12 protein-coding genes are annotated in these 13,094 nt (G+C 63.3%); 7 read left to right on the top strand and 5 right to left on the bottom strand.

From position 1 onward, the window contains the following. Positions 1–248: 248 nt before the first annotated feature. From AC1DVM_RS11845 to AC1DVM_RS11830, 4 genes are all read right to left on the bottom strand, one after another. Positions 249–554 carry a hypothetical protein gene (locus AC1DVM_RS11845; RefSeq protein ID WP_477254633.1) on the bottom strand — a complete coding sequence of 102 codons (306 nt, stop codon included), beginning with the start codon at positions 552–554 and terminating at the stop codon, positions 249–251. A gap of 140 nt (positions 555–694) precedes the next feature. Next, positions 695–1,045: a hypothetical protein gene (locus AC1DVM_RS11840; RefSeq protein ID WP_477254632.1), complete on the bottom strand. Its 351-nt coding sequence runs from the start codon at positions 1,043–1,045 to the stop codon at positions 695–697. 64 nt (positions 1,046–1,109) lie between these two features. Beyond that, the gene (locus AC1DVM_RS11835) at positions 1,110–1,526 is read right to left on the bottom strand and encodes a septal ring lytic transglycosylase RlpA family protein (RefSeq protein WP_477254631.1); all 417 of its coding nucleotides are present in this window, start codon (positions 1,524–1,526) and stop codon (positions 1,110–1,112) included. 225 nt (positions 1,527–1,751) lie between these two features. Beyond that, entirely contained in the window at positions 1,752–3,167 is a 1,416-nt protein-coding gene (locus AC1DVM_RS11830) for an MATE family efflux transporter (protein WP_477254630.1), read from the bottom strand. A 97-nt stretch (positions 3,168–3,264) separates the two neighbouring features. Between AC1DVM_RS11830 and AC1DVM_RS11825 the strand changes: the two genes are divergently transcribed. Continuing rightward, complete coding sequence (locus tag AC1DVM_RS11825; protein ID WP_477254629.1) at positions 3,265–4,299, top strand: amidoligase family protein; 1,035 nt, start codon at positions 3,265–3,267, stop codon at positions 4,297–4,299. Then, positions 4,296–5,021, top strand: coding sequence for a gamma-glutamyl-gamma-aminobutyrate hydrolase family protein (locus tag AC1DVM_RS11820; RefSeq protein ID WP_477254628.1), 726 nt, complete (start codon positions 4,296–4,298; stop codon positions 5,019–5,021). The genes AC1DVM_RS11825 and AC1DVM_RS11820 overlap by 4 nt, the downstream gene beginning before the upstream one ends. Here AC1DVM_RS11820 and AC1DVM_RS11815 read toward each other — a convergent pair. After that, positions 5,000–6,508, bottom strand: coding sequence for a response regulator (locus AC1DVM_RS11815; protein WP_477254627.1), 1,509 nt, complete (start codon positions 6,506–6,508; stop codon positions 5,000–5,002). The genes AC1DVM_RS11820 and AC1DVM_RS11815 overlap by 22 nt on opposite strands. Before the next feature lie 122 nt (positions 6,509–6,630). On the opposite strand from AC1DVM_RS11815, the gene bglX reads away from it, so the two are divergent. The 5 genes from bglX (at position 6,631) to AC1DVM_RS11790 (ending at position 13,087) form a co-directional block, all read left to right on the top strand. Next, on the top strand, positions 6,631–8,871 hold the full coding sequence (gene bglX / locus AC1DVM_RS11810; RefSeq protein WP_477254626.1) for a beta-glucosidase BglX: 2,241 nt from the start codon (positions 6,631–6,633) through the stop codon (positions 8,869–8,871). Positions 8,872–9,030: 159 nt separating this feature from the next. After that, positions 9,031–10,122, top strand: a complete 1,092-nt coding sequence (locus AC1DVM_RS11805; protein ID WP_477254625.1) for an ABC transporter ATP-binding protein — start codon at positions 9,031–9,033, stop codon at positions 10,120–10,122. Then, positions 10,115–11,248 (top strand): ABC transporter substrate-binding protein, encoded by a 1,134-nt coding sequence (locus tag AC1DVM_RS11800; protein WP_477254624.1) that lies wholly within the window; start codon positions 10,115–10,117, stop codon positions 11,246–11,248. Before AC1DVM_RS11805 ends, AC1DVM_RS11800 begins: the two co-directional genes overlap by 8 nt. 82 nt (positions 11,249–11,330) lie before the next feature. Next, positions 11,331–12,164: an ABC transporter permease gene (locus AC1DVM_RS11795; RefSeq protein WP_477254623.1), complete on the top strand. Its 834-nt coding sequence runs from the start codon at positions 11,331–11,333 to the stop codon at positions 12,162–12,164. Continuing rightward, positions 12,161–13,087, top strand: a complete 927-nt coding sequence (locus AC1DVM_RS11790) for an ABC transporter permease (protein ID WP_477254622.1) — start codon at positions 12,161–12,163, stop codon at positions 13,085–13,087. Before AC1DVM_RS11795 ends, AC1DVM_RS11790 begins: the two co-directional genes overlap by 4 nt. Positions 13,088–13,094: the final 7 nt, after the last annotated feature.

Here is a 13,094-nt window from a genome sequence, read left to right as displayed (position 1 = left end):
ATCGACTGCCCCATGGTGCCGATCCGAAATGCCATTCGATCGTCTATCCAGTTTTCCTCGATCGAGGCGATCTTGTCGCTGAAGTGGGATTTGACGCTTCCCAATCCCCCCTGAAGGCGGCGCATGGCTTCGGCTTTGCCGAGATTGTGCGGGATCGACACGACGACAGGCTTGGACATCGACACACTCCATTTCGGAAACGACAAGCCCGGCCGTATCGCAACGGTTCCATGCCCGGACCGTCTGCCCTAGAGCATTTCGACCTTGATGGCGCGGATGACAATCGCTTCCTGCATGAAGCGTCGCTCGAGATCGGCGCGATAATGCTCCCACCAGCGATGGTCGATCTCGCGCGTCATGATCTCGAACACGACGAGATCGTCGTGCTCGGTATGGCCTCCCTCGGTCCACGTTCCTTTGGCGGGTGCGCGCGTGAAACTCGTGATGCCGCCGAAAAGCTCCGTCATCTCCGCGCGGACCCGGGCATATTCCTCGCTCTTGAAGCGATGCCCCGTATTGTCCGCAAGCGGCAGCAGGATTTGAACGAGATGCATCGCCCGCCCCCCATCACGCGCCGGCACATCCGAGGAGATCGGATTTCACGCCAAGACGCGTCTTTGCCATAAGTTAGTGCGGGCATCGGCGAGGGCTAGACGCAAGCAATTTTCTGAGGCGACGCTGGTCTCGCTGCCTGTCAGGCCTGGGCCACGAAGAGATCCAGATCGCTGGCCGGCAAGCGATCGAGGGCGTAGCGGCTGGATGGCTTGGAAATCCGCCAGGGATGCAGCGTCGAGGCGTGGATCGCCTCCGAAGGCCGCAGACGTCGGATGGTGCCGTCGGCCTGGACCTCGTCCAGCACCACGAAACCGAAAATCGTCAACCGCGTGGCAATCGCTTTCGTGGCGCGGTCCTGTGCGTCGATCGGCAGGGATCCCGCGGCGTAGACGGCGTCCATCAGGCTACGCTGATCGCGACGCGGCGACGCCGATGCGCGTCCACCCGGAAAGCGGATGACGTTTGTCGGCTCTGTGGCTCTCGATTCCATCTACGCAACCCTTGGTCCCGAATCGGACCGAGGATCGCCGGAATGGATTAAGAACCGCCTAACCTCACTCGACGCGCTGGAGCGACACGTAGGCGGTTCCCGTTCCCATCAGGCCGAGTTCCTGGGCCGGGCCCTTGGCGAGATCGATGATTCTGTTGCGGGTGAAGGGACCGCGGTCGTTGACCCGCACCACCACCGAGCGGCCGGTCTTCTCGTTCACCACCTTGAGCTTGGTGCCGAATGGCAGAAAGCGATGGGCCGCCGTCATGGCGCCGGAATTGAAACGCTCCCCGCTGGCGGTCTTGCGACCGTGAAAGCCGGGCCCGTACCAGGAGGCAGTCCCTTTTTGGAGGGTCCCGGTCGTCGCAATCTTGTTTTGTGAAATCGATCCGGTCACGGACGTATCCGCCGATGTCGTATTGCAGGCAGCAACAAATAGCAGCGGCGCCATTATTGACGCGCGAGAGAGTATATTCTTCAAGGATTTGGCTCCCCTTCCTTGCGACTAAAAAGGGAAACTGACCCACAAAGAGGCAAGAATATGACGGAGTCATTTTCCCCTTATTTTGCTTTACTTTTGAGGGAACCAAATTGAGCTAACGATTAGCCTGAAGCTTGTCTGTAGAACTAAATTATAGCCTGAACACTGTTGCTAATAGCCTGGATGTTGTTCTATTGCATCGCTTAAGCAAGGCGCGAGACTGGCCTATTCGGCGTACGCTTCCAGCGGCGGCAGCGCCACGAGGCCCAATTGATCGCGCTGCAGCCAACGCCACAGCATCAGCCCGGCCACGACGCCGAGGCCAGTTGCCAATCCGATCCAGATGCCAACGCCCCGAAAGCCGGCCCCGAAGGCCAGCCATACGCCCAGGGGCAGGCCAATCCCCCAATACCCGATCGCGGCATAGACCATGGGCACGCGGGTGTCCTGGAGCCCCCGCAACATGCCGGACCCAACGGCTTGCGCCCCATCCGCAAGCTGGAAGAAGGCGGCCAGCATCAGAAACGACGCGGCATATCCGATGACCGGCAGGTTCTTGGGATCGTTCATGTCGAGAAATGCGCTGATCAGGAGATGAGGCGCGATCAGCATCAGAAGGGCCGTAAACCCCATGAACCCGACACCGAGCGCGAAAGCCGTCCAGCCCGCGCGGGTGACGCCTTCGCGGTCCTGCGCCCCGAACGCGCGTCCGACACGGACGGTGACAGCCTGTCCGAGGCCGAAGGGCACCATGAAACACACGGAGGCGATCTGGAGCGCGATGGCGTGAGCCGCCAGTTCGTCGGCGCCGATGCGCCCCATCAAAAGCGCGGCCGCGTTGAAGATGGTCACCTCGAACGCCATAGTGAGCCCGATGGGGACACCGATGCGCCAGAGCGCGCGGTAGCGCTGCCAATCGGCCCGCCAGAACCGTCCGAAGAGGTGGTAGCGCCGCAACTGCCGGTCGCGGCCGATCACGATGGCGAGCGCAACGAACATGAAGGTGCTGGAGATCACCGTGCCATAGCCGGCGCCCACCAGTCCGAGCGCCGGCAACCCCAGTTTACCGAACATCAGGCAATAGGCGGCGGCGAGGTTCACGGGGATCGCCAGCAGGCCGATCACCAGCGCCCAGCCGGGCCGCTCGAGCGCCGATAGGAACGAGCGGAGAACCAGATAGAGCAGGAACGGCAGCAGGCTCCATTGCAGCGCCCGCATGTATTCGGCAGCCACCTGCGCCAGCGCCGCCTCCTGCCCGGTCGCCAGGAGAATGGCCTCGCCGTTCCAGCCCAAAGCCCAGATCGGAATCGCAACCGTGACGGCCGCCCAAAACCCCTGTCGCACGGTCCGCCGGACTTCGCGCACCGAGTGACGGCGGCGGCCTAGCTCTTCGGCAATGACCGGCGCGGTGGCGCTGACGAGTCCGATTCCGAAGATCAATAGGGCGAAGTAGAGATTGGTGCCCAATGCGCCGGCCGCCAGGGCTTTGGGCCCCAGCCACCCCATGAGGATCACGTCGCTCGTCATCAGGGAATGCTGTGCGAGATTTGTGAGGATCAGCGGCCAGCCCAAGGCCAACATGGCCCGCAATTCAGCGATCCAGGCTGCTCTTCGGGCATTTTTCTGATGGAAACGCGTCATGACGCGGCCCTTTTGCCTGAATCGCGTGCGGATTGCCACCAGCCGCCGGACAATTTGCCGAAAGCCTGAAAACTTGGCCGTTCGGGAACCCGGCAGCATGGCGCCCCGTTCAACCGGCGGCAGGTTGCAGATTACGGGCCGCTCGGAGAACATGATGGCGCATGCAGCGCTCCCCCAATCCAACGCGTTTTTGCTTCCCCCGCGCGTGCTGAACGCCGAGGGAGTGGCGAGAAAAGTCGGCGTCGAGGTGGAATTTGCGGGCCCCTCCGCCGAGCAGACCATCCTTGCGCTGCGCGAGGATCTCGGCGGGCAATTGATCGAGATCGATCCTCACGCCTTCAAGCTCGAAGGCTCGGCCATCGGAGATGTGTCGGTGGAGCTCGACAGCCGCATGCTCCATCCCGCCAAGGACGGCAGCGGCAGGATCGCGGTCATTCCGAAGATCGCCGCGTGGTTCGGATCCGCTGCCAGCTACCTGATCCCGTGTGAACTCGTGACCGCGCCGATCGCCGTCGACAGGCTGCACGAGGTGGACCGGGTGCTTGCAAGCCTGAGAAGTCTCGGGGCCAAAGGAACGCAGGACGCCGCCTTCTATGCTTTCGGCCTGCATTTCAACCCCGAAATTCCGCAGCAGGACGCTGAGACCGCCACCGCCTTCCTGAAGAGTTTTGTGCTGCTCAATCCTTGGCTGAGGCGCGAGGTGGCGCCCGACACCACCCGGGAACTGCTGGGCTTCGCCGACCCGTTTCCCGTCGATTACGTACGCAAGCTGACGAACCCGGATTATTGGCCGGCGATGGCGGATTTCATCGACGGTTATCTGGCGGCCAACCCGACGCGCAACCGCGATCTCGATCTCCTCCCCCTCCTGCTGCACTTCGACGAGGCGCGCGTCCGGGCCGTCCTGCCCAATGAGAAGATCAACGGACGTCCGACCTTCCACTACCGGCTCCCCGACGCCCGTGTCAGCGATCCGGGATGGAGCATCGCGCCGGACTGGAATCGCTGGATCGCCGTCGAACGACTTGCCTCCGACCGACCTCGGCTCGACGCCGTCAGCGCCGCCTACAGGGATTATCAGGGGCAGGACAAGAGTTGGGCCGATGTGATGGAGCTCGTTGCGCGGCCATGAGCGGACCCCTCATCGGCGTCACCACATCCCGCAAGGGCGGCTGGCGCAGCTACCTCATGCATCGGCTCGCCCTCGCCCGCGTCGGCGCCCGCGCCATCCGGTTGATTCCCGGGCGCCCCCTGCCCCACGAAAAGCTCGACGGGCTGGTGATCGGCGGCGGCGACGACATCGGCGCCGAGATCTATGGCGGCCAGGTGATGCCCGATGTCAGGATCGACCCGGACCGGGACCGGCTGGAACTCGACCTCCTGAAGGTTGCGCTTCCAGCCGGGCTGCCCGTCCTCGGAATCTGTCGCGGTTCGCAAATGATCAACGTGGCCCTCGGCGGCAGCCTGCATACCGATATCTATCAGGTCTACGAGCAGGCCCCCAAAATGCGGACGGTGCTGCCCAAGAAGCGCATTTCCATCATGCCCGGAACCATGCTCGACCGCATCCTGTGCTGCAATCCGTGCCACGTGAACGCGCTCCATCACCAATCGGTCGATCGACTTGGCGCCGGGCTCAAGATCGCCGCGCAGGATGAAGCGGGCATCGTCCAGGCGATCGAGAGCGAAGCGGCCGCCTTCCTGCTGGGCGTCCAATGGCATCCCGAATTGCTGTTCTGGAAAGCACAGCAGCAGCGCCTTTTCGGGGCTTTCACCGAAGCTGCGCGCCAGTCGGCGAGCGCCATCGAGCCTGCCGCCGCCGTCCCGGAAAATCAGGGGGCCCGTCGTGCCTGACGGGGAAAAAGCGGGATGACCTTCGTCTCGCCGGCGAACCGCAACTGGCGCTGGATCGCCGCGTGCAAGTCCCGACTGACGACCGGCTTGTGCAGCAGTGGAAATTCGCTCTGATCCTCATCGACGCCCGGATTGCCGGTGAAAAGGACAATGGGCAGATCCGCGAAGGATTGCCGAACTTCGCGTGCCAGCATCACGCCGTTCATGGTGCCGGGCATGGAGACGTCCATCAGCACGAGGGCGGGCACGCGGGCGCGCAGGCTTCGCAACGCCTGCGCCGGATCGGTCGCCACCTGTGTGACGTATCCGAACTCGTCCAGCATGGTCTGGACAGCGAGCGCGACCTCCACCTCATCGTCCACCACGAGAATTTCGATTGCGGACGCGACCCGATCCGCTGGCGTCGGATCATCCTCGGCGGCCCCCGCCCGCAGTCGCGCAGGAAGGTCCGCCCGACGCAGATAAAGCGAGATCGTCAGTCCATTGCCGTTGTGGCGGACCTCGGTTGTGCCGCCGATGGCGTGCAGAAAATGAAGCCCCCGTTTCAGAGCCTCCCAGGACGACATATCCAGATCGTCGAGCGTGAAGGCGTTCACCGCCGGATCGTCGAATGGCCCCGCGCTCTCTCCCGCGTCGCTGCTGTCGATCACCAAGCGAACAAAATCGCCTTCGAGGAGCGGATCGCCCAGAGTGCCGCGCGTGACCTCGACATTGGACGCCTCGATACGGATGGTGCCTCCCTGCGCCAATGCATCGCGCGCATGGGCGCTCAGGGTGACGATGGCGGTCTCGAGATCGTCCGGATCCACCGCGACGGGCCAAAGATCGTCCTCAATCGACACCCGCAGTTCGACCGTGTCGCGCAGAAGCGACCGGCCCATCAGGGTCGCGAGCGAGTCAATTCGCTCCCCAAGCTCGACATTCTGCACATGCGGCGCGTGCTGGCGCGCAAACGCCGTCGAGCGCGCAAGAAGAGAAGCCGCCTGGTCCGAAGCCACGAGGGCCGACAGCAGCTTTCGCTGCAGCAGCGGCTGCTCCTTCATCTGCCGCGCCACCGCATCGATATTCGCGCTGATGACCATCAGCCTGTTGTTGAGATCGTGCACGATGCCGTCTCGCAGCCGGTTGACCGCCTCTGCCTTCTGGGCCCGGCGAAGGGCCTCTTCGGCCTCGGAACCGTCCCTCTGCGATACCGGCCACGCGCTGTCGCGGCCCGATCTCAATCCCTTCGGGAACGGCCGTGCGATCCGGATGCCGGGTTCGGACTGATCCCTTCCGGCGCTCGATAGTTCCCGTGCGACCAGCACGGCGCTCGCCACGACAGCTGCAGAGAACACGATCACCGTGGCTGCCGTCACCCCGGTCTGCCCACTAAAGGCCGCCGCCGCGACAAAGATGGCCAACACGACCAACGCTGCCGCCAACGCCGACAGGGGAAATCGCGAGTGGAACGGTTGCGGATCCATGGCTTTGACGAACAATTGCATTGACGTAGCGCCCGGCAAGCGCCAATGGCGGCGATTGTCCTAGCAATGGGAACCGACCGCAAGCGGGATTTTGGCAAGCAGCCTTTGCCCCAATGGAGACGTGCGTTTTGAAGGATACGATCGTGAGGGCTACCCATTTCTGGCACCTGAGGACGCCGCTTGCGGCCCTCGCCCTCCTTGCCGCCGGCTTCCTGTCCGCCTCCGCCTCGGAGGATGTCGACGCTCGCGTCAATCGATTGCTTTCGCGGATGACACTGGAAGAGAAAGTGGGTCAGCTCAATCTGATCTCCCACGGCCCCCCACTTCGCTGGGAGGACATTCAGGAAGGCCGGAGCGGCGCGCTTCTGAACTTCAACAACGCCCAGGACGTGGCCCGCGCACAAGCTCTGGCGCGCAAGTCGCGGCTCCAAATCCCACCCTTGTTCGGTCTCGACATCGTTCACGGCTTTCGCACGCAGTTCCCGGTTCCGCTTGGAGAGGCTGCGGCCTTCAATCCCCGTCTCTCCCGCCTCGCCTCGGAATGGGCCGCCAGAGAGGCGTCATATGTGGGCGTGAACTGGACATTCGCCCCCATGGCGGATTTGTCGCGCGACAGCCGCTGGGGTCGGATCGTCGAAGGTTTCGGAGAAGATCCCTATCTCGGTTCGGTGCTGACGGGGGCGCGAGTCGAAGGCTTCCGCGCCGGGGGGCTTGCTACCGCCACCAAGCATTTCGCCGGCTACGGTGCACCGCAGGGCGGCCGGGATTACGACACGACCTACATTCCGCCGGCCGAGATGTACGACACTTACCTCCCTCCTTTCCGGGCTGCGCTGGAAGCAGGTTCGCTGAGCTTCATGGCGGCGTTCAACGCCCTCAACGGAATGCCATCGGCTGCCAATCCATGGCTCCTCACGGATGTGTTGCGGGGCCAATGGGGATTTGACGGGTTCGTCACGTCGGACTGGGCGAGCATCCACGAATTGCTGGGACACGGCATCGCGGCCGACGGCGCGGAAGCGGCCCGCAAGGCTCTGCTCGCAGGCGTCGACATGGACATGATGGGTCAGCTCTATATCCGGCACATTCCGTCGGAGGTCCGAGCAGGTCGGGTGCCCGAAGCCGTTGTCGACGAAGCCGTGCGGCGTGTCCTGCGGACCAAGGTTCGGATGGGGCTGTTCGACAAGCCCGACATCGACGCGAGCCGCGTCGACGCGATCTTCCCCACGCCGGAATCGCGGCGCGCGGCCCGGGAAGTCGCCCGCGAGACACTCGTCTTGCTCCAGAACCGGGGGAACGTCCTCCCGATCGCCCCGCACACTCGTTCCGTCGCCGTCATCGGCCCCCTTGCCGATGCACCGCGGGACCAGATCGGCCCCCACGGCGCACGCGGGCATGCCGAAGACAGCGTGTCGGTGCTCAAAGGCATTCGCGACCGGGCACAGATCGCCGGCATGGAGGTGCGCTACGCCGCCGGTTGCGACCTGATGTGTCGCAAGACCGACCAGGTCCCGGCGGCGCTCGAGGCTGCTCAAGGCGCCGACCTCGTCGTCGCGGTGTTCGGTGAGCCACAGGAACTGTCGGGCGAAGCCGCCTCTCGTGCCCGCCTCACGCTCAACGGGAACCAGGCAGAGATTTTGAAGGCGCTCGCGGCGACGGGCAAACCTGTAGCGCTCGTCATCATCGGCGGGCGTCCCCTCGAACTCGGAGATCTCGTCGAAAAGCTGCCGGCGATCGTGATGGCCTGGTATCCGGGAACCGAAGCAGGCCCCGCCATCGCGGATGTGCTGTTCGGCGACGAGAACCCCAGCGGCAAGCTGCCGTTGAGCTGGCCCCGGACCATCGGCCAGCTCCCGCTTTACTACAACCGCCTGCCGACAGGTCGCCCGACGCTGCCGGATAACCGCTTCACGGTGAACTACGTGGATGAGGACATCTCGCCGCTTTATCCGTTCGGCTGGGGCTTGAGCTATTCGCAATTCGCCTATTCGGATGCCGCGATCGGCAAGAAAGAGCTGTCGACTGACGATACGCTCGAGGCCTCGGTGACCATCACCAACACCGGTTCCAGAACCGGGCAGGAGGTCGCGCAGCTCTACATTCGCGACCCGGTGGCGAGCCGCAGCCGGCCTTTGCGGCAGTTGAAGGCGTTCGACAAGATCGCGCTCAAGCCCGGCGAGGCCAAGCGGGTGACCCTGCGGGTGCCCGTCAACGAACTGGGATTCCATCTCGACGACGGCACCTACGTGATCGAGGAAGGCGCCATTCAGGTCTTCGTCGGCGGCAATTCGAAGGCCGATGCCATCGGAGACGCGCGGATCACCAAGACCATCCGCATTCCGATGATCGAAAGCCGCGCCGGCCTGTCGCGGGCGGCGCAGTAAAGCGGGTTATCTTTACGGCACACACCCCTCTCGCCATCGTCTCATGCCCGTCATGCAAGCGTCGTAGGCAGTTTTGACCACTCCCTTCCCAGCGAAGCCGGATTGTGGTTTGCTGGCTATATAAGAACGCAAAAATGCGTGTCGGGAGGTTTGCCGAACGTGGGAGCACCTGTATCCGCGGCCATCGACATCGATGGCCTTCACGTCAGCTATGGCAACCAGCGCGTGTTGCACGGAGTGGACCTCAAGGTCGCTCCCGGCGAGTTCGTCGCCATTCTGGGTTCCTCCGGGTGCGGAAAGACCACCTTGCTCCGCACCGTCGCGGGCTTCCAGAAAGCGTCCCAGGGCGCGATCCGGCTGTTCGGTCGCGACGTGGTGAACATGCCGCCGGAAAAGCGCGGCATGGCAATGATGTTCCAATCCTACGCCCTCTGGCCGCACATGACCGTGCTGGGTAACGTCGGCTACGGTCTGCGCCTGCGCGGCGTGGGCAGGGAGGAGATCCGGACGCGGGTCGCCGCAATCCTCAAGATGCTCAACCTGACGGGGCTCGAAGACCGCAAGGTGACGAACCTTTCGGGCGGACAACGCCAGCGCGTGGCGCTGGGACGGTCGCTTGCCATCGAGCCGGAAATCCTGCTGCTCGACGAACCCTTGTCGAATCTCGACGCGAAGGTGCGGATCCAGCTGCGTTCGGAGATCAAGGCACTCCAGAACCGTCTGGGTTTCACGGCCATCCATGTGACCCACGATCGAGAAGAGGCCATGACCATGGCTGACCGGATCGTGGTGATGGATGCGGGACGGATCGCGCAGATCGGCTCGCCCAAGGAGGTCTTCGATCATCCGAATTCCCCATTCGTCGCGAGTTTCATGGGAGCCGAGAACACCATCGGCCTCGACGTGCGGCCTTCCGGCGACGGCGTCGAGGTGGCGGTCGCGCAAGGCAATTCGACCTCCTGGAACGGGGCCGTTCCCGTCGGTCCGGTGACGGCGTATTTCCGCGACGACGTTGCGTCGCTCGACGATCCAGAAGCCCGCATCGACGGGTCCATCATTATTCCCGGACGAATTACGCAGAGAACGTATCCGGGCGGACATTACAGGTATGTGGTGGCCATCGCCGACCGTCATTTCACTGTGACGGACGATCACTATCACGAGCTCGATCGACCGGTTGGCCTACGCCTTCCGCTCGCATCCCTGCACCTGTTCCCCACCAGCACCATCAAGGGAGAAAACCATGCATAAGAGCCTTTTGGCGGCCGGCTTCGCCGCCGTCCTTCTCACCCATTCGGCAAGCGCCCAGACACTTAATGTGGCGACGGCGGGCGACCAGAACATGGTCGATTACATCAAGGATTATCTCGGGCCGATGTTCGAGAAGAGCCACCCCGGCGTGAAAGTGGTGGCGGTGGGCACCGGCCCGGGCGACGGCGGATCGCAGAAGATCTTCGAGAAGCTCGACGCTCAGAAGAAAGCCGGAGCGGCTTCCGATTTCGACGTCGTGGTGATCCACCAGAAAGCCGCCGGCACCCTGGTGAAGGACGAACTCATCAAGAAGTACCGCGACACCCTTCCCACCAGCAATCTGGTGACCCGCGATACCGCCAACAACTCACTTGGGGCGGATGTCAGCGGCTATGTCATGCCGATGTTCCACTCGCAGACGGCCATCGCCTACAACCCCGATCTGGTGAAGAGCCCGCCCAACAGCTACGCGGAATTGAGCGAGTGGGTGAAGAAGAACCCCAAGCAGTTCGGCTATAACGGCATCAAGGGCGGGATGTCGGGCGTCGCTTTCGTGACCGGCTGGGTCTCGGCCTTCGGCGGTGACGCTGCGAAGCTCGAGAAAGGCCCCTACGATGCCGCCACCAAGGCCAGCTGGGACAAGGCCATGGCCGACCTCAAGGAGTTCAACAAGAGCGTCGTGATCACCCCCGGCAATGCCGGGACGCTCGACATGCTGAACCGCGGCGAGATCGCCATGGGCCCGGTCTGGGTCGACATGTTCTATACGTGGAAAGCCGAAGGCAAACTGCCGCCGAACACACGCCTCAAACTCGTCGCGCCCGGGATGCCCGGTCAGCCGATGTATTACGCCGTTCCGACCAAGACGGCGCAGGAAAAACTCGCAGCTGAATTCATCGCGCTCGCCACCAGCCCCGAGGTTCAGGCCGAGGGGATCGTGAAGAAGTTCAACTGGTATCCGGGCATCGACGCCAAGAACGTCCAGAGCAAGCTCGACAAGGCGGATTGGGACAAGCTGTTCGTCGACATCACGCCGGAATCGCTCGCGACCAACGGCAAGCCGTTCCCGATCGGGCCGTACTTCAACGATATTCTCGAAACCTACGAGAAGAAGGTCGCCAATTGATCGGTCGATAGGGCTTTTCGTGGGCGGCCCGCACCCAGCGGACCGCCCGTTTCTCCGCCGTCCCGGCAGGCAGTGACATTCCATGACGCGACCGTCCTTCTTCGGCCTGATCCTGATCGCGCCCGCTCTGGTGATGATCGCGGCTCTGTTCCTCTACCCGCTGGGCTTCTCCCTCATTTCGGCGTTCACGGTCCCGGGAGAAGGCATATCGCTGACCCATTTCGAGAAGGCGATTGAGCTCTATTCCACCGACATTCTGTTCACGCTGTTCATCGTCATCGTGTCGACGCTCCTGACCGCTTTCTTCTCGATTGCCATCGCGGGCACGCTGACGCTCGGCGAGACGCCCTGGCTCATCTCGTCCTTGCGCTTTCTCTATCGCTGGCCCTTGTTCATCCCCTTCATCGTCGCCGCCCAATGCATGCGGACGTTTCTCGCCAAGAACGGGCTCATGAACAATTCTCTGGTGGCCATGGGCATCATTGAGCCGCTTCAGGCCACGAGCTTTCTGGATTGGCGGGGCATCATCATCACGTTCGTGTGGAAGCAGGTGCCGTTTGTCACGCTGATGCTCGCGGGCGCCATGGCGTCCATCGATCGGGCGACCATCGAGGCGGGCCGCAATCTCGGCGCGTCGCGTCTGCGCGTGCTGATCGAACTCGTCCTGCCGCAAGTGGCCCAGACGCTTCTGGTCGGCCTTGTCCTGTCGTTCGTCACCATGCTGTCGGTGCTGTCCGTTCCCATGATGGTGGCGGGATCCCAGCCCACCATGATGACCGTCGACATGGCGTTCCGCATCAACTCCTACGGCGATTATGCGACCGCCAACGCTCTCGGGGTGATCTCCTACGCGATTGCCGGCGCGGTGGCTTGGATCTACCTCAGGCATAATGTGAAGCGGGAGATCGCCGCATGAGCGTCGAGAACCGCGCGACGCCCGGAGACGCGACCATCACCCGGCGCACGGTCCCGGCCTTGAGCAAGGCTGCATCCTCCGCGCGGGGAGCGGCGCCCTCCGCGTCGGCGGTGCGATGGTGGGGATTGCTGGGGACGGTTCTCAAGGGACTTGGCCTCGCGGTCTTCGCCTTCATGCTGTTCGGCCCGCTGGCCAACCTTGCGCTCTGGTCCGTCGCCGAGCGCTGGTACACACCCTTCAAGCTGCCGGTCAGCTACGGCATGCGCTATTGGGAGGTCGTCTTCCGGCCGACCGGCGACGCCATGTCGTCGCTTGCGACGAGCGTCAGCATCGCGTGCCTGACGGTCGTGGTCGCGCTCGCGGTGTCGATTCCGGCCGGCTATGCGCTCGCCCGCCTGAGGCTGCCGTTCCGCACCGTTCTGATGATCGTGTTCCTGCTGCCGCAGGCATTTCCCTCCGTGGCGATCTACATCAACGTGGCGCGGGTCTTCTACAGCCTCGGGCTGACCGGCACGATTCCCGGCGTGGTGCTCGTTCACGCGGCGCACGGTCTCGTCTATTCGGTGTGGATCGCCGCTGCCGCCTTCGCGGCCGTGGACAAGGATCTGGAACTCGCCGCCCGCAATATCGGCGCTTCGCCCCTGCGGACCTTTTTTACCATCACGTTGCCGCTTGCGGCCCCCGGCATCATGGCGAGCGCCATCTTCGTGTTCCTTGAATCGCTCGACGAGTTCACCGGCACCTTCTTCGTGGGCGTGCCGCAGGTCACTACCCTGCCGCTTCTGCTCTACAATGCGAGCATGGGCGGCAATTATCAGATCGCGTCGATCACCGCGCTCATCCTGCTCGTGCCTTCCGTGCTCTTCATGATTTTCATAGAGAAGTTTTTGAAGGCGGATGTGCTGAGCAAAGTCGGACAATAGCGCTAAC

The organism is Microvirga sp. P4_A5, assembly GCF_056402495.1.
The sequence above is the reverse complement of the archived record's forward strand: the minus strand, read 5'-3'. Positions and strand labels throughout refer to the sequence as shown.

Excerpts from the sequence above, each read along its gene's own strand:
- AC1DVM_RS11815 (WP_477254627.1), bottom strand. The coding sequence starts at position 6,508 with ATGCAATTGTTCGTCAAAGCCATGGATCCGCAACCGTTCCACTCGCGA.
- AC1DVM_RS11830 (WP_477254630.1), bottom strand. The coding sequence starts at position 3,167 with ATGACGCGTTTCCATCAGAAAAATGCCCGAAGAGCAGCCTGGATCGCT.
- AC1DVM_RS11800 (WP_477254624.1), top strand. The coding sequence starts at position 10,115 with ATGCATAAGAGCCTTTTGGCGGCCGGCTTCGCCGCCGTCCTTCTCACC.
- AC1DVM_RS11825 (WP_477254629.1), top strand. The coding sequence starts at position 3,265 with ATGGCGCCCCGTTCAACCGGCGGCAGGTTGCAGATTACGGGCCGCTCG.
- AC1DVM_RS11790 (WP_477254622.1), top strand. The coding sequence starts at position 12,161 with ATGAGCGTCGAGAACCGCGCGACGCCCGGAGACGCGACCATCACCCGG.
- AC1DVM_RS11795 (WP_477254623.1), top strand. The coding sequence starts at position 11,331 with ATGACGCGACCGTCCTTCTTCGGCCTGATCCTGATCGCGCCCGCTCTG.
- AC1DVM_RS11820 (WP_477254628.1), top strand. The coding sequence starts at position 4,296 with ATGAGCGGACCCCTCATCGGCGTCACCACATCCCGCAAGGGCGGCTGG.
- AC1DVM_RS11840 (WP_477254632.1), bottom strand. The coding sequence starts at position 1,045 with ATGGAATCGAGAGCCACAGAGCCGACAAACGTCATCCGCTTTCCGGGT.
- AC1DVM_RS11845 (WP_477254633.1), bottom strand. The coding sequence starts at position 554 with ATGCATCTCGTTCAAATCCTGCTGCCGCTTGCGGACAATACGGGGCAT.